Below are 23,425 nucleotides of genomic sequence, written 5' to 3'. Positions count from 1 at the left end.
CTATCGTCCTCCCTGCGGCGCCGTATCATCGCGCATGAGCTCGGCCAGCGCCTCGCGATCAATACGCAAGGCATCGCCGCCCGCCGGGTCGAGCGAATCGCCCTGTCCGTTGAGATCTTTGGTCTGCTTGCGCTCCGCACGGGAAAAGCCCCGCTCGCGATACTTTTGCGAATGAGCGGTGTACATGTTGATGAACAGGATGACTAGGAAACTAAACACGATCACGACGACGACCCAAAAGAGGGCTACCGACGTGTTGCCGCCCATCCACTCAAAGTAGATGGCAATGGGGATGGTCTGCGTAATACCGGCGTAGTTGCCCGCAAAGAACAGCGTGCAGCCAAACTCGCCCATCGCGCGGGCAAAGGCGAGCACCGTGCCGGCGGCGATGGAGGGCCAGCCGAGCGGCATCATGAGCTTGGCAAAGATGCGACGTTCGGACCATCCCAAGGTTCGCGCGGCGTCGAGCATCTGCGTGTCGAGGCTCTCAAAGGCACCGAGTGCCGTACGGTAGACCAATGGAAACGACACCACCACGGCAGATATCACCGCCGCGGGCCACGTAAAGACAATCGAGATGCCGTGCGCGATGAGCCACTGGCCCACCCCGGTCGAGCGACCAAACAGCATGAGGAGCAGAAAGCCGCAGACCGTGGGCGGCAGCACCATAGGAATCGTAAAGACCGAATCGAGCAGACCCTTGATGCGACTCGAGGTACCCATAGTCTTCCACGCGGCGAACAGGCCCAGCGCAAAGGAGATCAGCAGGGCAAGACCGCTCGTTTTAATGGACACCCAAAACGGGCGATAGTCGATGTCGCTCAAAAAGGAGGCTAGAGAGGTCAAGGGCCCCTGCTCATCCCGCAACACGACAGACGATGCCTCTACCATTTGAGCGCTATCAAGCCAACGCGCGCCGCCCTTGGCATCACCTGAGGCTGATGCAATCACCACATAGCGGTCCCCATCCGCACCGCGTTTGTCAAAGCCATAGGTATACCCGCCGGCGTCAAACGTTGTTTCCGTCGTGACATACCAAGGAAGATCCACGTCCCCTAGCTGCGCACCTCCCATGCAGTTTGCGCTGTCGAGCTCACTGACGAGGGCCTTGAGACCCGATACGCACTCGTTGTCCTGCGGATCCAATCCATACTTCTCGACCGCCTTGGGCGATATCCACACCACAACGCGATCGGCAGCAGGCGCCACCACAAGGTCCACGTCCTCGTCAACGGGAAACCGGTAGCCCTCAGGCTGGCCCTCCATGGCACGAGCGGTCCCCCTGGCCAACCGCTCAAAACCCTCGATCCCATAGGAAAGCCCATGAGCGGTCGCAGCAACCTGGTCCTCGTCCTCAGCGTCCCCAGCAAACGCAAATCCAGGCACCCAGCAAAGCATGAAGGTCAAAGCACAGGCGACAAGCATGCGGAATCTATTAAGCACGAAAAGCTCCAAGCGGATACAAGGACGGAGTTAAACACAAAACGATGGAATTATCGCGCCAAGCCGCACTACGCGGAAAGCTCAAAGCCGTACTTGGCCCAAATCTTCTGGGCTTTCTTGTTGGTCAGGCAGAAGTCGATGAACGCCTTGGCCTCGTCGGCATGCTCAGAGCTATCGGCGACAGCACCGGGATACACGATGGGCTTGTGCGAATCCTCGGGGCACACGAAGGCCTCCTCGATGCCGTCGTAGCGAAAGATATCGGAGCTGTAGACAAAACCAGCCACACAGTCGCCCGTAGAGACGTAAGACGCAGCAGTGCCGACCTTGTCGGCCAGGGCCACCTTGTCGGCGATCTCAGGCGCGTACTCGCCGTCATCACCCTCGGTGCCGGTGTAGAGGCCCACGGAAGCCAGCGCCTGGTTGGCGTACTTGCCGGCGGGGACGGTCTTGGCGTCGCCAATGGCGATCTTGCCGTCCAGATTCGCGACGTCGGCGATGGCCTCGACCTTGGTGTCGGAGCCCTCGGCGCGAATGATCACGAGGTCGTTGGCGAACATATCCTCACGGGTGTCGGCGTCGACGAGCTCGGCGGCTTCGGCGTCGTCCATGGTGCCCTTGGAGGCCGTGATGAGCACATCGACGGCGGCACCGGCGCGCATCTGCTCGACAAGGTCGCCAGACGCCTTAAACTGCGTGTCGGCAAACGCAGTGCCGGTCTGCTCGGTGTAGAGCTCCTGAACCTCGGACAGGGCCTTCTCGAGCGAGTTGGCGGCAAAAACCTGCAGCTCGACAGCTTTCTTGGAAGATGCCTTAGCAGAACCGGCATCGGATCCGGCCGGCTCGGACGTCTTGTTGCCCGAGCAGCCGGCAAGACCAAGGCCGGCAGCGGCGACAGAAGAAAGCGAGACGAATCCGCGGCGAGAAACCATATCGAACATGTTCAACCCTTTCGAACGCTATACCCGGGCACCCCGCCGCAGGCTTTATTCTGTTACTAGATTATACTTCTGCGCGAATAATATTTGTGATAATTAGTTCTAGTCTAATTAGTTTCTTTTACCGATAACCCCGAGATGGCTGCACTGTCGCTGCATAAAAAGGCGGAGCAGCCCGCAAGGTCGCTCCGCCGCAGGTAGCGCGCTTATTTGGCGTGCCCGCCGCCCGCCGTCATCTGGGCCGCATGCTCCAGCTGATCGCTCACGGCCTCCCAGCTTTCGCGGGCCGCTTTCGTGGATCCCGGAAAGTTGATGACAAGCGTATACCCACGCTGCATGCACACGGCGCGCGAGAGCATGGCGCGGCGCGTCTTGGTCATGGAGTACGCACGGATTGCCTCTGCAATACCCGGCACATCGCGGTCGCAGACGGCACGCGTCGCTTCGGGCGTTACATCGCGCATCGAAAGCCCCGTGCCGCCGCAGGTGAGCACGACATTGGCGTGGCACTCATCGGCGGCTTCCACAATGGCATCACCGATCTCGCTGGCGTCGTCGCGCACGACCACATGCGAGGCGACCGTCCATCCCTGTGCCTCGATAAGTTCCTCGAGTGCGGCTCCAGCCTCGTCCTGGGCAAGATCGCGCGTATCCGAGCACGTCACGATCGAAATCTTCAACTCCATAGCATTCCTCCTACAACACGGCGTCCTCAGGCAGGTCGACACGCATGACATCCACGACGTCGCCCGCCTTGAGCTCGCACGGTCCTTCGTCAATACGCAGCAGGCAGTTGGCCCGCTGCATCGTGCCGAGCAGCGCCGAATTCTGCGTCTTGGCCTCGGTCACCAACAGCTCACCGGTCTCGGGGTCGCGCAAAACCGTGGCGCGATCGAAGAAACGTCGGTCCTGGCGCTTTTTCACACCGTGCGTGAGCGTCGCCTGCTGCACGGGACGCGCACCCTCGGCAAAGCCGCGCATCTTGTGGATCGCCGGGCGGGCGAGCATCTCAAAGCCTACATACGCCGCGGCCGGATTACCTGAAAGCCCCAGGTAGGGCTTACCCCCGAGCAAGCCAAACGTGATGGCCTTGCCCGGACGCATCGAGATGCGGTCAAACAGCACCTCGCCCTCGCGCTTAACCAACGCCGTCACGTAATCGTAGTCGCCCGCTGAGGCGCCACCGCTCGTAATGACAAAATCGCACTCCTGCACGGCACGATGCACCAGCTCGGCAATCGCCTGCTCATCATCGGGCGCAATGCCGTAGAACACGGGCTCGGCGCCGGCATCGAGTGCTTCGGCCATCAACGCCGACGAATTGGAGTCGCGAATCTGCCCACGCGCCGGCACGCTGCTCGGTGCGACCAGTTCCGTGCCCAGCGAGATAATTCCCACACGCGGGGCAGCGTGCACCTTCACGCTCGCGTATCCGGCGCTTGCCAGCAGACCCGCGCCCGCCGGAGCCACGACCTCGCCGGCGTGCATCACGACATCGCCGGCATGGGCCTCCTCGGCGGCAGAGCGAACGTTCTCCCCTACCTTGGCAGGCGCCGAGAACCTCACATGCGAGTCCTCGTTACCATCGCCGTCGAGCACGTCGACGATCTCGTATTTCACCACGGCATCGGCACCCTCGGGCACCAGCGCGCCCGTCATGATGCGGACCGTCTCGCCCGCGCCGATTGTGCCCTCAAACACATGGCCCGCGGCCTCATGTCCGATAACGTCGAGCGTCACCGGCGCCTCGCCAGATGCCTGCGCCAAGTCCGCCGAGCGCACGGCATACCCGTCCATGGCGCTGTTGGCAAACGGCGAGATGTCGATATCGGCCACCGCGTCCTCTGCCAAGGGAAGACCGGCGGCCTGCCACACGGGAATCTCGATGAGATCCGTCGGAGCAACGTGCGACAAAACAATCGACTGCGCATCCTCCAGCGGAATGAGTTTCTCTGCCATATGCACCTCTTAATGCCACGGCGCACATCACGGGCGCCGATTCTTTATGTTTATCTCAGTATAATCCCCCGCCGCACGACGGCGGCACGGCCCATGCCCACGAATACACCTGTCGGTAACGGACGGCGAAACAGAACCGAAACCAACCTGCCGGTTTGTCTCGTTTGCCACGTTCTATAATGCTCGTGTTGCAACCCAAAAGAGGAACGTATGGCTTTTACCGACAAACCCGAAAGCGCAAACGAGGCGCAGGATCATTCCCAGCCGCTCGACGACGGCGGCCTTTTCTCCCTGAACGACGTCATCATGGCAGGCAGGCAACAGCTCACCCGCTCCGAGTATCTCTTGGCTGCCGACACGCGCCGCAACGCCCGCAACCTACTCGCGAGCTCCAAGTTGCTCGTGCTCGTCGTCATCGTCTCGCTCGCCATGGGCGTTGCCGCTTGGGCGTTTTTGGCCTCGCTGAATATCGCGACCGACTATCGCGAGCACCATGCGTGGGTCTACGCGCTGCTTCCCGTTGTGGGCGTTGCCACCGCATGGGTGTACAAAAACCACGGCCTTGCCGCCAAACGCGGTAACAACCTGGTCATCGACTCCGCTCTGGGCACACGCCTCATCCATATGCGCATGGCCGTCCTCACCTTCGTCTGCTCCACGCTCACACACCTAACGGGCGGGTCAGCCGGTCGCGAGGGAGCTGCGGTGCAGATTGGCGGCACCATCGCCAGCAACATCTCGAGCCTCGCCCACCTCAAAAAGCACGACCACCACGACCTCATGCTCGCCGGCATCTCGTCGGCCTTTGGCGCCGTATTCGGTTCGCCCCTTGCCGGAGCTTTCTTTGGCATGGAGATGTGCTTTATCGGCAAGATCGACTACACCGCGGGCATCTATTGCCTGGTCGCCTCGTTTACCGGCTACTTTACGTCGCTTGCCTTGGGAACCGAGTACGAGGCGAATGTCATCGCCAGCGTTCCCAACATGACACCACGGACGGTTGTCATCGTTGTTATCAGCGCCATTATCTTCGGTCTGACGGCACGCCTCTTTGCCTGGTCGGTTCGAACCGTCAAGAGCCTGTACGGTCGCCTTATCACCAATTACCTCGTTCGCGCACTCATAGGCGCACTCGTGGTTTTAGCCGCCTATGCCCTCCTCGACGCCTGGGACTACGCCGGCCTTTCCACGTGGCTTTCCGGCGCCGGATTTGCCGGCAACACCACCCTGGCGGACGCAGCCATCAAGTTGGTCGTCACAGCGCTTACCCTGGGCGCGGGCTTCCAAGGCGGCGAGGTCACGCCCCTGTTTGGCATCGGCGCGGCACTCGGTGGCTGGATCGGTTGCCTTACCGGGCTCGACCCCAGTTTTCTGGCGGCTCTCGGCATGCTCGGCGTGTTCTGCGCCGGCCTCAACGTGCCCATCACCACCTGCATGATGGCCATCGACCTGTTCCACGGCACGGCCGCCGGGTTCTTTGTCATCGTGGCCTTTATCAGCTACCTAACCGGCGGACACCGCGGCGTGTACCCCGCCCAGCGCATCATCTCGCCCAAGCGCCGTTCGCTTATTGTGGATGAGGGCGGTACGGTAGCGGATGCTATCGAGCGCCACAACGACCTGATAGAGTAGATGTAATAATCGCCGTGCAGCCACAATCGGGGTCAATTCGACCTGAGCGCGACCGCACTGTCATGTCACACGCCGGGAGTCGCCCCATGCACGCAACTGATTTTGGCCGCACGCTCATTATCGCCAACCCAGCCGCCCAGTCAGGTGCGGCACGCGAAGTTGCCGAGCGCCTGCAACGCTTTTTGGACATGACTGCACGCGCATCCCAGTTTGACCTGGTGCTGACCGAGCGCATGGGACACGCCAAGGAGCTGGCCGCACAGGCTCAGGGCTATCGCACCGTTATCGCCCTTGGCGGCGACGGCGTGATTCACGAGGTCGTCAACGGACTTATGACGCAAGAGCAGGACGCCCGCCCCGCTCTTGCCATCCTACCTGTGGGCTCCGGCAACGATTTTGCCCAGACGCTCGGTATCGACGATTTCTCCGGCAAGGATTTTGGCGCGCTGCTCACCTGCGAGCTGCAACGTCAGGACATCGGGCGCATTCGCTCTTGGAGTCCTGCGAGCGGCAGCGGCGAGGCTACCGTTGAGTACTACGACCAGACGCTTTCGATCGGCATCGATGCCGCCATCGGCCTTGGCACCGCCGAGCTGCGCAAAAAGACGGGTCTCACCGGCGCGCCGCTCTACACCCTCTCGGGACTTGAGCAGTTTGGCCTACGCTATCGCAACTACCCCATGACAGCCAGCTTTGACGGCGCGCCCGCCGAGCGCGTGAGGGCGATCATCATGGCGATTCAGCTGGGCCCCACGTATGGCTCGGGCTATCGCATCTGCCCCGGCGCCGACCCCTGTGACGGTATGTTCGACGTCTGCTACGCCTGCGGCCCCGTTCCGCGCGCGGTCGCGCTTCCCATGTTCCTTTCGGCCAAAGACGGCCACCATACCAAGCTGCCACCGGTTCGCATGCGCCGCTGTCGCCATGCCGAGCTTACCTTTGAGGAGCCCGACTACCCCATCCAGGCCGACGGTGAGCCCATTGTCGCCTCGCGCATCGAGGTCGACGTCCTCGCCGGAGCCCTCCACGTCTGGCACCCCACCCGCTAATCCCACCTAAGTTGCGGTGAAATAGGGACTGCCTTGCGGCTTTAGCTGCATAAACAGTCCCTATTTCACCGCAACTTAGGAGTGGCTATTCGTCGCTGCCCGGTTTGCGACGGTTGGCCTTTTTAATCGCGTTGAAGTGCTTGTCGTTGAGCCTGCGCTGGCGAGAGCGTTGAGGCACCTTGGTCTTTACGCGTCGACGCGGTGGACACCCGCGACGCTCAAGCTCTGCCCTCAGCTTACGCAAACAGCTCGCACGATTCTGAAACTGACTGCGGCTCTCGCGCGCCGTCACGGTAATCCCCGTGGGCCCATGCTTCATGCGCACCGCTGAATCCGTCGTGTTCACGCCCTGCCCGCCCGGACCTGTCGCGCGAAACACCTGCACCTCGCAATCGCGCGCCAACTCCTCGACCGACATCTCGGCATAGCGCGCATACTCGCGCCATCCCATCTTGTTCTCATCCATATCAACACCTCCCCTCATACAAAAAATGTGACAAAGGGACAGTCCCTTTGTCACATCGCATACCAATCGCTTGTGTTGCGAGCCTAGGCGAAGGTGATCTCGCCGTTCTCGCAGTCCATATCGGCGATACGGGCCAGGCTCTCAACGCGGAAGCCGCGCTTGCGGAGCTTATCGCCACCGCCTTGGAAGCCCTTCTCCACCGCAATGCCAATACCAGATACCTCGGCACCCGCAGCCTCACAGATCTTGATAAGACCCTCGAGCGCGCAGCCGTTGGCCAGGAAGTCGTCGATAATCAGGACCTTGTCGCCCTCGGACAGGAAGCGCTTGCCAACGATAACCGGGTACTCCTTCTGCTTGGTAAAGGAGTAGATGGTCGTGGCATACTGCTCGCCGTCGAGGTTGATGGACTGTGCCTTCTTGGCAAAGACCACCGGCACGCCGCCAAAATGCTGGGCCGCAATGCAAGCCATGCCAATGCCCGAAGCCTCGATCGTCAGGATCTTGTTGATCTCGACACCCTCGAACAGACGGGCCCACTCGGCACCCATATGGTCGAACAGCTCAACGTCGCACTGGTGGTTGAGGAAGGCATCAACCTTAAGGACGTTACCGGCCTTTACGATGCCGTCATGGCGAATACGATCCTCAAGCTCCTGCATGGCGCAACCCCTTCTCGCGGCAACGATACCGCGCGATTAATAAACGTTGTTCGATAGTCTACCACGGACCGACTCCCGCCCGCCCCACAAGCCCCTACGCATCATAAAGCCGCAAGACCAGTAGATGGGCCCGATTCGTGGCAAGCCTGCCTCCACAGGCTAATGGCGGGCACGCACCCTCACCAAACGCACCATGGCGAGCGCAAAGCCCACAGCGGCCACAGCCATCAACACATAGAACACCGAGCGGAAACCAAACAAGAACACATCCGGACGGCCTGCAACAAAACTGGTCACGGCCTCGCCCATCGCCACGCTCATCTGCCCATACAGGATATTCGACGCCACCGTAATGCCCACTGCCATACCCGCATAGCGCGCCAGGCTACCCAGGCTGCCAGCAAAGCCGAGCGCTTCGCGCGGAGCCGAGCCCATGTACAGCGAGTTATTGGGGCTCTGAAAAATCGACGTTCCGCACGACATAAACGCGACACAGCACACGATCACAGGGATGGAAGAGTGCTCGTCGAGCGTACTTACCGCAAAGAGACCGCACACGTACACACCCAGGCCCACCGCCGTGGGGCCCTCGCAGCCAACGCGGTCCGAAACCGTACCCGAAAGCGGGCCGATAAAGGCATTCACCATCGGCAGCGCCAAAAAGAGTAGTCCAGAGATGTCGGAACCAAAGCCGTGAGCGTCCTGAAAATAGAACGGCAGGATAAACTCGGATGCGCCAATACCAACGAACACGATGAGCATGCAAGCAAGGTTGATGGTGAAGGCCGAATTTGCAAAGCAGCGACGAGCAGCCTCAACCAGGGACATGGGGCGCTCGCCGGCCTCCGGCTTAACATGCGGTAGTGTATAGAGTCCCACGATAAACGAGATGACGCCAATGGGCAGGTTGATGAGGAAGATGCTCTCCCAGGGAAAGCTTGCCACCAGCATGCCGCCGAGCACGGGGCCGCACATCATGCCGAGGGCCACGAAGGTCGCGAGAATACCCATGGCACGACCGCGCTCGCGCGCCGGAAACGACTCGGTGATGATACCCATGTTGTTAGCCATGGCCGCCGCGCAGCCGACGCCCTGCACAATGCGTGCCAGAATAAGAACTTCGAGCGAACTCGAAAGGCCGCAAAGCAGCGAGCCGGCCGTAAAAACGATTACGCCCAGCTGGAATACGCCCACCTTGCCGCGCACGTCGCCCAAGCGGCCAAACGGCAGCATAGCCACGCATGTCGCAAGCAGGTACACCGAGCTCACCAGCTGGATGCGGTCGAGGCCCACGCCCAGCTCCTTTTGCATCACGGGCAACGCCACGGTCACGACGGTCGAATCCAGACACGACATAAACGTCATGATGAGCACGGTAAACAGAATCGCCCATTTGTTCTTGCCATGGGTGTCGCCCTCAAGGGCAAGGTGCTCGCGGCGCAGCTGCTCTGCGGTTTTCTCCATATCCATCCTTTCGAGTGGCACAACGCAAAAAACGGGGCCCCAATCGCCTGCGAACAGTCGCGATTGGGGTCCCGCCTACGGAATCGGAACTATATGTCACCGGAACCCCAAGAGGCTCCGTCGCTTCATACGAGAAGCTAGCCTAGCACTGCTCGAGCGCCTGCTCAAGGTCGGCAATCAGATCGGCCGTGTCCTCGAGGCCGCACGACAGGCGCACCATGTCGGCGGAGATGCCGCAGGCGATGAGCTCCTCATCGTTCATCTGACGGTGCGTAGCGTTAGCGGGATGCAGGCAGCAGGTGCGAGCATCGGCCACATGCGTGGCGATCTGGGCGAGTTTAAGGCTCTTCATAAAGGTCTCGGCCGCCGCGCGACCACCGTTAAAGCCAAAGCTCACGACGCCGCAGGTACCGTTGGGCATGTACTTCTGAGCCAGGTCATAGTACTTATCGCCCTCCAGGCCCGGATAGCTCACAAAGCGCACCTTGGGATGGCTCTGCAGGAACTTAGCAACGGCCAGGCCGTTCTCACAATGACGCGGCATACGCACATGCAGGCTCTCGAGCGAGCTATTCAGGAAAAACGCCGCCTGCGGGTTCTGCATGGGGCCGAGGTCGCGCATGAGCTGAGCGGTTGCCTTGGTAATGAAGGCACCCTCGCGACCGAACTTCTCGGCATAGGTCACGCCGTGATAGCTCTCGTCGGGCGTGGTGAGACCCGGGAACTTGTCTGCATGGGCCATCCAGTCAAACTGGCCGTGGTCGACGATCACGCCACCCAGGTAGGCCGCATGCCCATCCATGTACTTGGTGGTAGAGTGCGTGACGATGTCGGCGCCCCACTCAAAGGGACGGCACATCACGGGCGTCGGGAAGGTGTTGTCGACCATCAGCGGCACGCCGTGGTCATGCGCGGCCTTGGCAAAGCGCTCAATATCGAGCACGGCAAGGGCGGGGTTGGCAATCGTCTCGCCAAAGACGAGCTTGGTATTGGGCTCAAAGGCTGCCTCCAGCTCCTCATCGGTGCAGTCGGGGGCGACAAACGTGCAAGTCACGCCCATGCGGCCCATGGTGTGGGCGAGCAGGTTATACGTACCGCCGTAGATAGCAGAGCTCGCGACCACGTGATCACCGGCACCGGCCACGTTAAAGATCGCGAGGAAGTTCGCGGCCATGCCCGAACTCGTGAGCATCGCAGCGGTGCCGCCCTCCATCTCGCAGATCTTGGCGGCGACCAGATCGCACGTGGGATTCTGCAGACGGCTGTAGAAGTAGCCCGACTCCTCCAGGTCAAACAGCTTGCCCATGTGCTCGGACGTGTCGTATTTCCACGTGGTGGACTGGTAGATGGGCACCTGGCGCGGCTCCGCATCGCCCGGATGATAGCCGCCCTGAACGCACGTGGTACCGATAGTCTGCTCGCACATATCCAACTCCCTTACTTGGGTTTTGTTTTATTCGGTTCACAATACCGCTACCCCGCACCCCTCTCAACCCATCCCGCCGATAGGTTATGGGACAAATTAATCAGGTTTATTTGTCCCAAATCTTAAGAAAGTGTTCGATGGCGAAAAACAATGAGATATGCACTGCGGTCTCGATAAGCGAATGCGCCAGCAAGGGTACCATAGGCGGGTACACCGCAATCAAGGAGACACCGATGAAGCAGATTGATACCACTCAGCTCAACACTGCCACCTGCCAGGCTCAGGCTGCCGAATACCACGCCCGCGGCTTTAACTGCGCGCAGGCCGTCGCCTGCACGCTCGCGCCCGCCGTCGGGCTCGACCCCCAGGTCGCCTTTACCCTCACCGAGGGCTTTGGCGCCGGCATGGGCGGCATGACCGAAACTTGCGGTGCCATCTCGGGCGCCGTGGCCATCATGGGCTTTGTAATGAGCGATGGCATGGAAAACCCCAAGACCAAGGGCCAGACCTACAAACTGTCGCGCGAGATTGCCAAGCGCTTTGGCGAGAAGAACACGACGACCGTCTGCGGCACGCTCAAGGGCATCGGATCGGACAAGGGTCCGCTCCGCAGCTGTCCCGGTTGCATCGACGATGCCGTCGAAATCGCCTGTGATGTACTAAAGCAGCTCGCCGAGTAAACGGCAGCGACATAAAACGACGGTCGGTGTGCTTGGGATCCGTCCAAAAGCACGCCGACCGTCGCCGTTAGAACTCGGCAAATTCGGGAGTGCTGACCTCAATCTCCTCGCGCCCCGCCATAAGCTCGCGCATCTTAGCGCAAAACGACCCCTGCTCCCCCGCCTTAAACACCAAATGAAGTGTCACGGCATCCGCGTACTCGGTATCCGAAACCTTGGCACCGGAATCCTGGGCCAAGCGAAGCACCTGCTCATACTGCGGATAGGCCACATGCACGTCAACAGGCACGACACTCGTCATCTCGACGATCTGCCCGGCCTCCTGAGCCGCGGCCACCGCCGCCTGCGTCGCCGCGGTATAGGCGCGTACCAAGCCACCGGGCCCCAACAACGTACCACCAAAATAGCGTGTCACTACGCAGCAAACATTTTTGAGCTCCGCACCGCGCAACACCTCGAGTGTCGGCATACCGCTCGTGCGGCTCGGCTCACCATCATCGCTCTGGCGCTCGCGTCCATCGACCAAAATCCACGCGGGAACATTGTGTCGAGCGTCGTAATGACGCTTGCGAACCATCTCGATAAAGGCATTCGCCTCGTCCTCGGACTCAATATGGACCAGCTGGGCAATAAACCGGCTCTTGCGGTCCACAAACTCGCCCGAAACCTCAATATTCGATTGCAGAGTAAAATAGCTGTCCAACAAAGCCCCTCAACAAAACTAAGCGCGGCAACAAACAGCCTCAATAATACGATAACCCTAGTAAAAAGAATGGCAACGCCGATGATTCCGTCAACGAAAGCGAGAACCCGTCAGCGCGAGCAAGGTGCCTTGAAAGCCGAGGGCATTGACCTTATGGTCATGCCCGAAGGTTTGAAAGGCAGATTGCCGCGCTGACGGGTTCGCAGCGTCAACAAAGTGCCGAGTGGGCCGATAAGCCGGGTTCTGTCGTGAACGGTCATTTATCTTGTCTGCACGTTACCGTGCAGCTCCACGCACGCTACCCGAACGCGGACCGGGCCGGCCCATAGCGTTCCTATTCGCGCTTGCTCCGGATGGGGCTTGCCAAGCCGCCGTGTTGCCACGACGCTGGTGGTCTCTTACACCACCGTTTCAGCTTTTCCCTTTACGCCTTGCGGCGCAGGTGGGAGTCTTCTTTTCTGCGGCGCTTTCCGTCGGATCACTCCGCCCGGCCGTTAGCCGGCATCCCGCCCTCTGGAGCCCGGACTTTCCTCACGCGTACTGCAAGCAGCACATCGCGCGACCGTCTGGCCCACTCAGCAGTGCAAAAGTGTAACACACCGTTGCCGCAGGCAATGGCACAACGCAAACGCTCGACACGATAAACCAAGAACCGCCATGCGCTACAATGGTCCTGTCGATGGGCAACGTCGTCAGTCGAGACGCGACCGCGCTCCGCACCCCTCCGTCTACTCGGTGTGTTCCCGCCTCCTCCCCGAGGCGGGATGTCGGCTTTTTTCATGCACCGACAATCCAATAGCCTGTGGACAGCCCGGCAGCATTGCGCATCTCGGCGCCAAATGCAAAAAGGGACCCGTCCATTACGGACGGATCCCTTAAAACAAGTGATCGTCAAACCGATTTACTCGGCGTCGGTCTCCTCGTCCTTCTTCTCGGAAGGAAGCGGGGTAACCTCGATCTCGACGCCCAGAGTCTCAGCAGCGGACTTCATGGACAGGGAGATACGACGACGGTCGAGGTCGATCTCCATGACCTTGACCTGAACCTTGTCGCCCACGTGGGTGACCTGAGAAGGCTGATCGACGTGCTTGTTGGCCATCTCGGAGATGTGCACCAAGCCCTCGATGCCCTCGCCCAGGTCGACGAAAGCGCCGAACGGGACAAGCTTGGTCACAGTGCCCTCGACGATAGCGCCGACGGGGTACTTCTTGACCAGTGCGCGCCACGGATCCTCGGTGGTCTGCTTGAGACCCAGGGAGATGCGCTCGCGGTTGAGATCGACGTCGAGAACCTCGACCTCGACCTCCTGGCCGACCTTGACAACCTCGGAAGGATGGTTGACGTGGTTCCAGGAGAGCTCGGAGATGTGGATGAGGCCGTCGATACCGCCGAGGTCGACGAAGGCGCCGAAGTCGACGATGGAGGAAACGGTGCCCTGGAGACGCATGCCAGACTTGAGCTTGGACAGGATCTCGGAACGCTCGGCCTTACGGGACTCCTCGAGCACGACGCGACGGGAGAGGACGACGTTGTTGCGGTTGCGGTCCATCTCGATGACGCGAGCCTCGATGCGGGTGCCCATGTAGGAGGTGAGGTCCTTGACGCGACGGAGGTCGACGAGGGAAGCGGGCAGGAAGCCACGCAGGCCGATGTCGAGGATCAGGCCGCCCTTGACAACCTCGATAACCTCGCCCTCGACATTCTCGCCGGAGTTGAACTTCTCCTCGATGCGGTTCCAAGCACGCTCGTACTCGGCACGCTTCTTGGACAGGACCAGACGACCGTCCTTGTCCTCCTTCTGGAGAACCAGAGCCTCGATGGGATCACCGAGTGCAACGATGTCTGCAGGGTTAGCGTCCTTGCGGATGGACAGCTCGCGGACCGGGATAACGCCCTCGGACTTGAATCCGATGTCAACGAGCACCTCGTCATGCTCGATCTTAACGACAGTGCCGTTAACGAGATCGCCCTCATCAAAGTCGGTAATCGTACCGTCGATGAGGTTGTTCATCTCCTCCTCGTTGACATCGTCAAGAGAGAAAATGGACGAGTTCTGAATCTCACTCAAAGGTGGACCCCTTTCGAACTACGGGGCCCCGATTGCTAGGACCTACAGAAGGGTGCGACAAGCACACAACGTTTAGGAACACTCGGGAGCCGACAGATACTAATGTGACGCTTATGCAATCACGTTCGTATAGGTTACGGGGAAATGAGTTCGATTTCAAGCGTGAACTGCGATTTTTTACTCGTGTGGAGACTTTTTCGTAATCTTATGAACACACGTCTCCGCAACTTGACGATAACCAGCCAGGCATTCGGCTTTGGGGTAAAGTATCCGGAGCCAACGATTCTAGATCGATTTTTCGAGAAAGGTGCCCGCGTGCTCAAAGCAGTCGTTTTCGATATGGACGAAACGCTTCTTAGCATCAACCTCAACGCGTTCATCCTTCGCTATTTTAAGGATGTCTCTTCGATGCTCGCGGATATCGGGCGCCGCAGCCGCGGTGGCACGATGGCACGCCTCGGCACCATCCTGGTCGACCTCAACGCCAATCGCCGCAGCGGCACGGACAACCGCACCAATCTTGAGTTTTACCAAGAAGAGGTCGAGCGCCGATGCGGGATTTGCCTCTCGGACCCACTTATCTACGAGGCGTTTACCTACTACGACCGCGAAGTTCTTCCGTACAAGAATGACGAACTCATCAACGCCCATGCCATGCCGGGCGCACACGCCGCGCTCCAGGCCGTACAGGGCGCAGGGCTGCGCTGCGCGCTCTTTACCAACCCCAGCTTTCCGCAGGGGGCCATCGAGTGCCGCATGGGTTGGGGCGACCTGGCCGACGCCCCCTTTGAGCTCGTCACGCACATGGGAAACGCCACCCGCTGCAAGCCTGATGCCACCTACTATCTAGAGCAGCTTCAGGTGATGGGGCTCGAACCGCACGAGGTCCTTATGGTGGGCAACGATCCCAAACGCGACTTCCCTAGCCCCGCCTGCGGCATTCAGACTGCCTATGTAGGCCAGGGCAAGCCCAACCGAGTCACCTGGCGCGGAACCATGGAAGGCTTCGCCCGCGACTTTAACGCCGTAGTAGAGGCCTTCTACGAGCACCAAGTAGCCGACGAACTGTCCTAGCACACTTGGGTTTTGCCGATCATGATGTTGAGGATCTCGACGTCGGTATCTTTCATGCCCACACGGCCTACGTAGCCCATACTGGCGATTGTCTGCTCAACGGTATCTTGGATCAGGCCCTCGCCGGCGCGGAAGCCGCGACCCTGCATGGCCATATCATGGCCCAGGATCGCTGCATCGACGGCAGCCGAGATCTTGGCGGCACAGCTCGCCTTGGCGCCATCGCACACGATGCCGCCCACATTGCCGAGCGTATTGGAGACCGTCGCACCGATTTGCTCGCGCGTGCCACCGCACAGCCAGGTAATCGCGGCACCGGCACCGCACGCAGCGCAAATAGCGCCGCAAAACGCCGAGAGCGCACCAATGTAGCTCTTGATATGCACGGCAATGAGATCGGACAGCATCACGGCACGCACCAGGCGCTCGTGGTCGCAGCGCAGGTACTCGGCATACTCCATGACGGGCAGTGCGCAGGTAATGCCCTGATTGCCCGAGCCGCACACAATGGCGACCGGCAGCGCGCAACCGTTCATGCGGGCGTCGGACCCGGCGGCCGCACGGGCACGGGCACGGCAGGCGACGTCATCGGCACGAGCACCCAGCAGCGTACGACCCACCTCGGCGCCCCAAGCGTGCGCAAGGCCCTCGGCACTGATTGCGCCATTCAGCTCAATCTGACGCTCAACGGCAGCGCGGGCGCCCTCAATGTCACCGTCCTCGATAAAGTCGATGATGGAATCAATGGACATGGGCGTATCGGCGTTATCTGCCGCACGCTCGGCCACCACGCGCTCGGCGCAGGCGGCGCACTCCCCCGCCGACTTGCCGCATACCGGAATACCATCGAGCGTATGGCACGTGACATTAGTGTGGTGATCGGTAATCTCGACGACCGCGGTATGGCCCCCGGACGTCGCAGTCACCTTGATGTAGAGGTTGGGCACACCCTCGACAAGCGACACATCGCAGTAGCCGGCGTCGGCGAGGAGCTCGGCCACGCGAGCGCGGTCTTCATCGTTAACGCTCTCGAGCACCTCGAGCGCGCTCTTAGCGTCGCCGCCCACGGCACCCAGCACGGCCGCGGCTTCAATACCGTGCATACCGCCCGAGTTGGGCACGGTCACGCTCTTAACGTTCTTGATAATGTTGCCCGAGCAGGCAACATCCATATGATCGGGTTCGCAACCGAGCGTCTGGCTCGCCAGCGCCGCTGCATAGGCAACGGCAATGGGCTCGGTGCAGCCGAGTGCACAGACAAGCTCGCGGTTCAAAACATCGCAAAACGCGGCATCACGGATGGAATCGGTAGGCATAGGTATCTCCTGCTTGCATAACGGGCTGGACTCTCAAAATAGTTGGCTCCTTTATTTGATAACAATGCATCAAAAACCGCAACCACGGTTCCGGCGGACGGCGCTCAAGCACAAATTGGCGGCATTATTCATGAGAGGCCGGTCTTGTTGCCTGCTAAAGCGTTTGACCAAAAAACGCCCGAGCGTTTACGCAAAAGTCGCGCTATCATGCAGTCGAACGCGGTAAACACCTTTAGCATTTGCGCCGCACAGACCAGAGAGGAACCATCCATGAAGATCGGTATCGGTAACGACCACGCCGCCGTCGAGCTCAAGAACATCATTTCCGAGCACCTGAAGGAACGCGGCTGCGAGGTCGTGAACTTTGGCACCGACACCTCCGAGAGCTTCGACTACCCCATCGCCGGTTACAAAGTGGGCAAGGCCGTTGCCAACGGCGACGTTGACCTGGGTATCCTGATCTGCGGCACCGGCGTCGGGATCAGCCTGGCTGCCAACAAGGTCGAGGGCGTACGCGCCGTCGTGTGCTCCGAGCCCTTCAGCGCCAAGCTCTCGCGCATGCACAACAACACCAACGTGCTCGCCTTTGGCGCCCGCGTCGTTGGCTCCGAGCTCGCCAAGATGATCGTCGACGAGTGGCTCGACGCCGAGTTTGAGGGCGGCCGTCACGAGCGTCGCGTTAACCTCCTCAACGAGATCGACCACACGCGCGGCCTTAAGATCGTCGACGAGGCCTAAAGATTCACAAAGCCATACGACGCTAACGCCAGCCCCCGCCCGGAAGAAACATCCGGACGGGGGCTCTTTAGTAGATTTGTGGGGGTTTACCAAAAGTCTACTGGAATAAAAAGGGCGCCGCGGATGAAGTTCCGCGGCGCCCAAGCCACACGCTAACAGCTTTAAGGAGTCAAAGCTGGTTTAGCCAAAAAAGCGCTTGATCTCGATCTCGGCGTTCTCCAGGCAGTCGGAGCCGTGGATCACGTTGGCGTTGACATCGACAGCAAAGTCGCCGCGAATGGTGCCGGGGGCAGCATCAAGCGGGTTGGTGGCGCCCATAAGGGTGCGCATCTTGGAGACAGCGGAGAGGCCGGAAACGACCATCTTGACGACCGGACCGCTCGTCATAAAGTCGCAGAGACCGCCAAAGAAGGGCTTGTCGGCCAGATGGGCGTAGTGCTCCTCGACGGTAGCGCGCTCGAGCGTGGTCATCTCCATGCGCTCGATAACAAGGCCGCTGCGCTCAATGCGAGCAACGATCTCGCCGATCTTGCGATCGCGCACGGCGTCGGGCTTAATCATGATGAAGGTCTTCTCGATAGCCATAAGGTAGCCTTTCAAGTAGGTTCGCGCGTGCCCAAGTCCCATTCCGGCACCCGCCTGGACTGCATCGTAACAGAGTTCTAGCTGCAGTTAAACAAAAAGCCGTTTATTGAAGCGTTATTATTTATTAAAGCGCTCCATATGTGTCACTTCTGTTTCGAAGCCCGACTAGAGTACCATCCGTCCCACTTTCAACTGCAACGAACAGAACGGGCGGTCGATTGTCGCCCGTGAACGCACCCCCTTCACAACCTGCGCAAATGTCCTACAGAAGTTCTCGACAAGCTCCTTTCTTCTCTATAACAAAACGGGTGCCCACCGTAGCGGGCACCCGTAAAGGCAAAATATGATGAACACACCAGACAGACGCATCCAATAAGCTAATTAGCTCCGTGGCCCATCTCGACGACCTTGGATAACGAGCCAAACACACCCTCATCGGCCGCGAGCTGCGCCTCGGCTCTTCCCAACTGCACGGCAACGGCAGCAGGGGCGGTACCACCCTCGGTCGTGCGCGCGGCGACAATCGACGGGATGTCGAGTGCCTCGGTAATGTCGCGCTCAAAGAGCGGACTTGCTTCCTGAAACACCTCAAACGGCAGGTCCTCAAGATTGCAGCCGCGCTTCTCACACATTAGGACAAGATGACCCACCACGGCATGTGCCTCGCGGAACGGCAGGCCGCGCTTTGCCAGGTAATCGGCAGCATCAGTGGCTGCCAAGTGGCCCACACCACACTCGCGCGCCATGGCGTCCTCGTTGACAGTCCAGGTCGAGATCATGCCGGCCATAACCGACAGGCACTGCATGAGCGTATGGGCGGTATCGAGCGCACCCTCCTTGTCCTCCTGCAAGTCCTTGTTATAAGCAAGCGGCAGGCCCTTCATGGTCACGAGCAGCTGCACCAGGTTGCCGTACACGCGACCGCTCTTGCCGCGGATAAGCTCAGCAAAGTCGGGGTTCTTCTTCTGCGGCATGATAGACGAGCCGGTGGAATACGAGTCGGAAAGCGTGATAAAGCCGAATTCGGAGCTCGACCACAGCACGATCTCCTCGGAAAGACGCGACAGGTGCATGGCCATGACGGAGCCGGCGTAATGCAGATCGAGCAGGAAATCACGGTCGGAAACCGCATCGAGCGAGTTGGGAATCACACCCGCAAAGCCAAGTTCGGCAGCCGTCATCTGGCGATCGAGCGGATAGCTCGTACCGGCAAGCGCGGCAGCACCCAGCGGGCAGTTGTCGGCGGCATCAAAGGCGGCCTTCAGGCGCGAAAAGTCGCGCGCGAACATCCAGGAATACGCCAGCAGATGATGCGAGAGCAGCACGGGCTGAGCGTGCTGCATATGCGTGTAGCCCGGAAGAATCACCTTGTCGTACTTCTTGGCCGCATCCACCAGCACATGGCGCAGCTCAAGATTGGCCTCCATGAGCTCCTTGGCCAGCGTCTTGACGCCCAGGCGCGTATCGGTCGCCACCTGGTCGTTGCGCGAACGCCCAGTATGCAAGCGCTTGCCAGCCTCGCCGATACGACGCGTCAGCTCGCTTTCGATGGACATATGAATGTCCTCGTCGTTGATATCAAAGGTGAAGTTGCCGGCATCGATATCCTGTTCGATTCCGGTCAGGCCCTCGGCAATCGCCTGCTCGTCCTCGGCGCTGATAATGCCCTGGGCCGCCAGCATCTTGGCATGTGCCTTAGATCCGGCGATATCCTGCTTATAGAGATGTTTGTCAACCGGCAACGACGCGCCAAACTCCTGCGTGACCTCGGCCACGCCTGCCTCAAAACGACCGCCCCAAAGAGCCATGGAACCGTCCCCTTTCATCAAATCCCAAAACAAGCGCCCAAAGCAATGCGCCCTGTCGCTAAAGCGATTTCTCAACCGCTAGTTTTGCATATTCCCCACCATGTGCGAGGCCATATAGCTAATTTGCAAAGAAGTGACGCGCCATGCACTTGGCGCCCAACGTCTCCCTCCGAATGTTGCCCTGCGAACCATCGATCCAGGCCTTTAGGCTCATAGGAACGTCCTCGACCTTTGCAGCATCGAACTCGGGCGCGAGGGCAAGTAAAGCATGCGCGATAGCATTGAACATAATGGATACTCCCCATATATATAGGCGCAGGGCCGTCAAATTGATAGGAGGAGCCCCGCCGGACAACCCCGGCGGGGCTCGGACTCAGCCGCAGACGCGGCATCATATATGCGGGCGGAACGTAGGGGCCACCGATGTTAAGAAGTGTCAGCAAGCATAACGAGAGGTAGGGACCCCATGCGCCCGTTATGTATCACGCGGATGGGCCGCGCGGATACCAAAGGAAGGAGGCGCTAGGCCTGGGCGGCAGCAGAGCTGGGGCCCTGGACCTTAGCCCACGTCTTGAGCGACAGCGTATCGATCTCGATAAAGCCGGCGCTGGCCTTCTCGTCAAACGTAGTGTCGCGGTCGTAGGTAGCCAGACCGTAGTCATACAGGCTAAACGGGCTCTTGCGGCCGACGACATGGCAGTTGCCCTTAAAGAACTTCAGACGGACGGTGCCGGTCACGAACTTCTGGGTGTCGGCCATAAAGGCATCGAGCGCGTTTTTGAGCGGGCTGTACCACTGGCCGTTGTACACGGCGGTGGCCCAATCCTGCTCGAGCTTAATCTTGGTCTTGAGCAGGTCGCCCTCGACGCAGATGTCCTCGAGCGCCTTGTGGGCGGTGATGAGCGTCAGGGCGCCAGGAACCTCGTAGCACTCGCGACTCTTGAGGCCCACCAGACGATCCTCGACCAGGTCGAGACGGCCAAAGCCGTTGTCACCCGAAATCTTGTTGAGGGCGATGACGATCTCGGAGAGTTTCATCTTCTTGCCATCGACGGCGACAGGCTTGCCCGCCTCAAACTCAATCTCGGTGTAGGTCGGGGTGTCCGGCGTGTCCTCGGGGTTCTTGGTCATAACCCAGGCGTCGTCGAGCGGCTCGTTCCAGGGATCCTCCAGGTGACCGCACTCGATGGCGCGACCCCACAGGTTGTCGTCGATGGAATAGGGGTTGTCGTTGGCGCCCTCGGGAACCGGCACGTTGTGGGCGTGAGCATAGGCAACCTCATCGGGACGGCACTTCAGATCCCACTCGCGAACCGGGGCGATAACCTTAAGCTCGGGGTCGAGGGCCTTGACGGCAGCCTCAAAACGAACCTGGTCGTTACCCTTGCCGGTGCAGCCGTGGGCGACGTAGGTCGCGCCAAACTCGTGAGCGACCTCGACAAGCTTCTTGGCGAGCAGCGGGCGAGACAGCGCGGAGAGCAGCGGGTACTTGTTCTCGTACATGGAGTTTGCGGCGATGGCCTTAGTCAGGAACTCATCGGAGAACTCGTCGCGCAGGTCGAGCACCTGGCAATCGAGAACGCCCAGGTCAAGCGCCTTCTGCTTCTTGGCATCCAAGCCGGTCTCCTCCTGGCCCACGTTGCCGCAGACGCAAACGACATCGAGATTCTTCTCGTCCTGGAGCCACTTGACACATACGGATGTATCAAGACCACCGGAATATGCGAGAACGACTTTTTCCTTGCTCATGGCTGTTTCCTTTCGCCCTTGGTAGCTAGTTAGAACATCGGTCAGTTGCAAGTCATTTCGAGGTCAAAAAACCGTGCAATATCAGGTTAAATAGCAAAAAAGCAGCACAGCATGCCCTTGAAACATGCGTTTATATCGTGCTAAAACCCAACGACCTCAAAATGGCTCTGTTGGGGCATTTCACCCCATACGAACAGAGACGATTGCTATCGTCGTCGGGAAATTGCGCGCTGGCGTCGGATGGCATTATCTGCAGTGGTGATGATCTTTACGAACTGCATCTGCCTCTCCTTTCACCTATCGCCGGGCGCAATTCTAATATCGTAAACGGTACCTTTTCTTCGGTAAGCGGTTGTATTTCCGTCTCCGTTTTCGATGGTCGCTATATTACGCTAAAGTGCCCGCAGCACAAGCGACAAATTCAAATTTCTGAAAAGTTTTTTCATTACTTTGTGAAGCGTGGTGCAAATACGCTCCGTTCCTGCGACAATACGCTCAGTTACTGGTTGATGGTTATAACGTCTGAAACAATTTCGAAACGAAAGGCGCGCTTTTATGCAAACTTACGAATCGGACACCAATATCGGAAGCATTAAGATTCTCGCCGTCGACATGGACAAGACGCTGCTCACCGACAAGCGCGTGTTGCCGCAGGGTCTTGATGAGCGCCTGGACAAGCTCGCCGACGCAGGCATTGTATTCTGCCCCGCCAGCGGACGCCCCGCCCCCAAACTCGAGGAAATGTTCGAGAACATTAAGAACCGCCTTGCTTTTTGTCCCGACAACGGAGCCTGCGTCATCTATCGCGGCAGCTATATCTATAAGAGCAACATCGATGTGGCGCTGTATCAGCAGGTGCTTGCTCGTGCCTCGGAGGACCCGCGCGCCGTTCCCGTCCTGTGCTGCTACGACGAGTTCTATGTGCTCGCCCGCGACCATCAATACCACGACGAGATCAGCGTCTACTACAACACGATCAACTATGTCGACACCTTTGAGGGCCTTGATATCGAGTCCAATAAGATCTCGATCTTTTTCCCCGCCTACGATGCCGAGCCCGCGTTCCGCGAGACCTATAACCCCGCGTTCTCGGATCAGCTCTATGTCACCAATGCCGGCCGCGAGTGGATCGACTTTATGAACCTGGGTGTCGACAAGGGCGCCGGCGTCGCGCATCTGTGCGAGCAGCTGGGCATTGATATCGCCGATGCCGCCGCCGTGGGCGATACGTACAACGACATCCCCATGCTGGAGCGCGTCGGGCATAGCTTTATCGTGGATAATGCCGAGGAGCACATGAACGCGCACGCCAAATGGCGTATTCCGAGCAACAACGACGGGGGCGTACTGACGCTCATCGACGCCATCCTGGCGGCTCGGTAACGTGGCTCGTCGGACCTGGCCGGGCGGCGCGGATTAGTTTTTCGTTCGGTCAGGTCCTGGGCTCGCTCGGAAAGCACATTAAGTGCTTTCCGGCTCGTGCGGAATCTACGAAAAACTAATCCGCGCCGCCCGGCCAGGTCCTAGGTTTACTTTCCTGCCGCCAAGATGGCGTCTTGAGTGTCTAGATACTTAGCTGAAATGATTTGAGCAGAGGGGAGCCCCTTGTTGGAAGGGGCTCCCCTCTGTTTTGGTTACTGTGGGACAAATTAATCAGTAGTGTTT

The 23,425-nt window shown here is 59.6% G+C and carries 20 protein-coding genes, 1 other RNA gene and 1 pseudogene; 6 read left to right on the top strand and 16 right to left on the bottom strand.

The annotated features are described in order from the left end of the window. The 4 genes from modB to glp all read right to left on the bottom strand — a co-directional run bounded on the left by modB (position 1) and on the right by glp (position 4,340). Positions 1–1,443: a molybdate ABC transporter permease subunit gene (modB, locus tag ACGHIZ_RS04875; RefSeq protein WP_390449622.1), complete on the bottom strand. Its 1,443-nt coding sequence runs from the start codon at positions 1,441–1,443 to the stop codon at positions 1–3. A gap of 68 nt (positions 1,444–1,511) precedes the next feature. Next, entirely contained in the window at positions 1,512–2,384 is an 873-nt protein-coding gene (gene modA, locus ACGHIZ_RS04870) for a molybdate ABC transporter substrate-binding protein (protein ID WP_390449619.1), read from the bottom strand. A 203-nt stretch (positions 2,385–2,587) separates the two neighbouring features. Further along, positions 2,588–3,067, bottom strand: coding sequence for a molybdenum cofactor biosynthesis protein B (locus tag ACGHIZ_RS04865; RefSeq protein WP_390449616.1), 480 nt, complete (start codon positions 3,065–3,067; stop codon positions 2,588–2,590). Positions 3,068–3,077: 10 nt separating this feature from the next. After that, positions 3,078–4,340 carry a gephyrin-like molybdotransferase Glp gene (gene glp / locus ACGHIZ_RS04860; RefSeq protein WP_390449613.1) on the bottom strand — a complete coding sequence of 421 codons (1,263 nt, stop codon included), beginning with the start codon at positions 4,338–4,340 and terminating at the stop codon, positions 3,078–3,080. Positions 4,341–4,550: 210 nt separating this feature from the next. Between glp and ACGHIZ_RS04855 the strand changes: the two genes are divergently transcribed. Continuing rightward, positions 4,551–5,972 (top strand): chloride channel protein, encoded by a 1,422-nt coding sequence (locus ACGHIZ_RS04855; protein WP_390449610.1) that lies wholly within the window; start codon positions 4,551–4,553, stop codon positions 5,970–5,972. Positions 5,973–6,058: 86 nt separating this feature from the next. Continuing rightward, positions 6,059–7,021, top strand: coding sequence for a diacylglycerol/lipid kinase family protein (locus ACGHIZ_RS04850; RefSeq protein WP_390449607.1), 963 nt, complete (start codon positions 6,059–6,061; stop codon positions 7,019–7,021). 85 nt (positions 7,022–7,106) lie between these two features. Here ACGHIZ_RS04850 and ACGHIZ_RS04845 read toward each other — a convergent pair. From ACGHIZ_RS04845 to ACGHIZ_RS04830, 4 genes and pseudogenes are all read right to left on the bottom strand, one after another. Then, positions 7,107–7,418: pseudogene (locus ACGHIZ_RS04845) on the bottom strand (peptide chain release factor-like protein); the annotation flags it as partial. A gap of 152 nt (positions 7,419–7,570) precedes the next feature. Then, on the bottom strand, positions 7,571–8,149 hold the full coding sequence (locus tag ACGHIZ_RS04840; protein ID WP_035138016.1) for a xanthine phosphoribosyltransferase: 579 nt from the start codon (positions 8,147–8,149) through the stop codon (positions 7,571–7,573). A 159-nt stretch (positions 8,150–8,308) separates the two neighbouring features. Continuing rightward, positions 8,309–9,613 (bottom strand): MFS transporter, encoded by a 1,305-nt coding sequence (locus ACGHIZ_RS04835; protein ID WP_390449603.1) that lies wholly within the window; start codon positions 9,611–9,613, stop codon positions 8,309–8,311. Positions 9,614–9,755: 142 nt separating this feature from the next. Next, positions 9,756–11,039, bottom strand: a complete 1,284-nt coding sequence (locus tag ACGHIZ_RS04830) for an O-acetylhomoserine aminocarboxypropyltransferase/cysteine synthase family protein (RefSeq protein WP_117629414.1) — start codon at positions 11,037–11,039, stop codon at positions 9,756–9,758. 233 nt (positions 11,040–11,272) lie between these two features. Here ACGHIZ_RS04830 and ACGHIZ_RS04825 point away from each other — a divergent pair, with 233 nt between their 5' ends. Next, entirely contained in the window at positions 11,273–11,719 is a 447-nt protein-coding gene (locus ACGHIZ_RS04825) for a C-GCAxxG-C-C family protein (protein ID WP_117635734.1), read from the top strand. Positions 11,720–11,786: 67 nt separating this feature from the next. Here the strand turns inward: ACGHIZ_RS04825 and ACGHIZ_RS04820 are convergent, their stop codons facing one another. From ACGHIZ_RS04820 to rpsA, 3 genes are all read right to left on the bottom strand, one after another. Beyond that, positions 11,787–12,425: a YigZ family protein gene (locus ACGHIZ_RS04820; protein WP_192934556.1), complete on the bottom strand. Its 639-nt coding sequence runs from the start codon at positions 12,423–12,425 to the stop codon at positions 11,787–11,789. Between the two features lie 213 nt (positions 12,426–12,638). Next, positions 12,639–13,000: RNase P RNA component class A (gene rnpB, locus ACGHIZ_RS04815), an RNA gene on the bottom strand. A gap of 323 nt (positions 13,001–13,323) precedes the next feature. Next, positions 13,324–14,490, bottom strand: coding sequence for a 30S ribosomal protein S1 (gene rpsA / locus ACGHIZ_RS04810; RefSeq protein WP_022095232.1), 1,167 nt, complete (start codon positions 14,488–14,490; stop codon positions 13,324–13,326). Between the two features lie 339 nt (positions 14,491–14,829). On the opposite strand from rpsA, the gene ACGHIZ_RS04805 reads away from it, so the two are divergent. Next, the gene (locus ACGHIZ_RS04805; protein WP_390449598.1) at positions 14,830–15,564 is read left to right on the top strand and encodes an HAD family hydrolase; all 735 of its coding nucleotides are present in this window, start codon (positions 14,830–14,832) and stop codon (positions 15,562–15,564) included. Here the strand turns inward: ACGHIZ_RS04805 and ACGHIZ_RS04800 are convergent. After that, positions 15,561–16,880: a serine dehydratase subunit alpha family protein gene (locus ACGHIZ_RS04800; protein WP_161194720.1), complete on the bottom strand. Its 1,320-nt coding sequence runs from the start codon at positions 16,878–16,880 to the stop codon at positions 15,561–15,563. The genes ACGHIZ_RS04805 and ACGHIZ_RS04800 overlap by 4 nt on opposite strands. Before the next feature lie 270 nt (positions 16,881–17,150). On the opposite strand from ACGHIZ_RS04800, the gene rpiB reads away from it, so the two are divergent. Continuing rightward, entirely contained in the window at positions 17,151–17,618 is a 468-nt protein-coding gene (rpiB, locus tag ACGHIZ_RS04795; RefSeq protein ID WP_035138007.1) for a ribose 5-phosphate isomerase B, read from the top strand. Between the two features lie 180 nt (positions 17,619–17,798). Here the strand turns inward: rpiB and ndk are convergent, their stop codons facing one another. The 4 genes from ndk to ACGHIZ_RS04775 all read right to left on the bottom strand — a co-directional run bounded on the left by ndk (position 17,799) and on the right by ACGHIZ_RS04775 (position 21,760). Next, positions 17,799–18,203, bottom strand: coding sequence for a nucleoside-diphosphate kinase (gene ndk / locus ACGHIZ_RS04790; RefSeq protein WP_055251725.1), 405 nt, complete (start codon positions 18,201–18,203; stop codon positions 17,799–17,801). A 377-nt stretch (positions 18,204–18,580) separates the two neighbouring features. Continuing rightward, entirely contained in the window at positions 18,581–20,011 is a 1,431-nt protein-coding gene (gene argH / locus ACGHIZ_RS04785) for an argininosuccinate lyase (protein ID WP_390449593.1), read from the bottom strand. Positions 20,012–20,129: 118 nt separating this feature from the next. After that, a complete protein-coding gene (locus ACGHIZ_RS04780) occupies positions 20,130–20,300 on the bottom strand; it encodes a hypothetical protein (RefSeq protein ID WP_156058436.1) in 171 nt (56 codons plus the stop codon). 233 nt (positions 20,301–20,533) lie between these two features. Continuing rightward, entirely contained in the window at positions 20,534–21,760 is a 1,227-nt protein-coding gene (locus tag ACGHIZ_RS04775) for an argininosuccinate synthase (protein ID WP_035138001.1), read from the bottom strand. 555 nt (positions 21,761–22,315) lie between these two features. On the opposite strand from ACGHIZ_RS04775, the gene ACGHIZ_RS04770 reads away from it, so the two are divergent. Then, the gene (locus ACGHIZ_RS04770; RefSeq protein WP_390449588.1) at positions 22,316–23,143 is read left to right on the top strand and encodes a Cof-type HAD-IIB family hydrolase; all 828 of its coding nucleotides are present in this window, start codon (positions 22,316–22,318) and stop codon (positions 23,141–23,143) included. The last annotated feature ends 282 nt before the right edge of the window (positions 23,144–23,425 follow it).

Source organism: Collinsella sp. i05-0019-G5 (assembly GCF_042851345.1).
In the GTDB taxonomy this organism is placed as follows: Bacteria; Actinomycetota; Coriobacteriia; order Coriobacteriales; family Coriobacteriaceae; genus Collinsella.
Note: the sequence above shows the minus strand (reverse complement) of the source record. Positions and strands in the feature narration are given on the sequence as shown.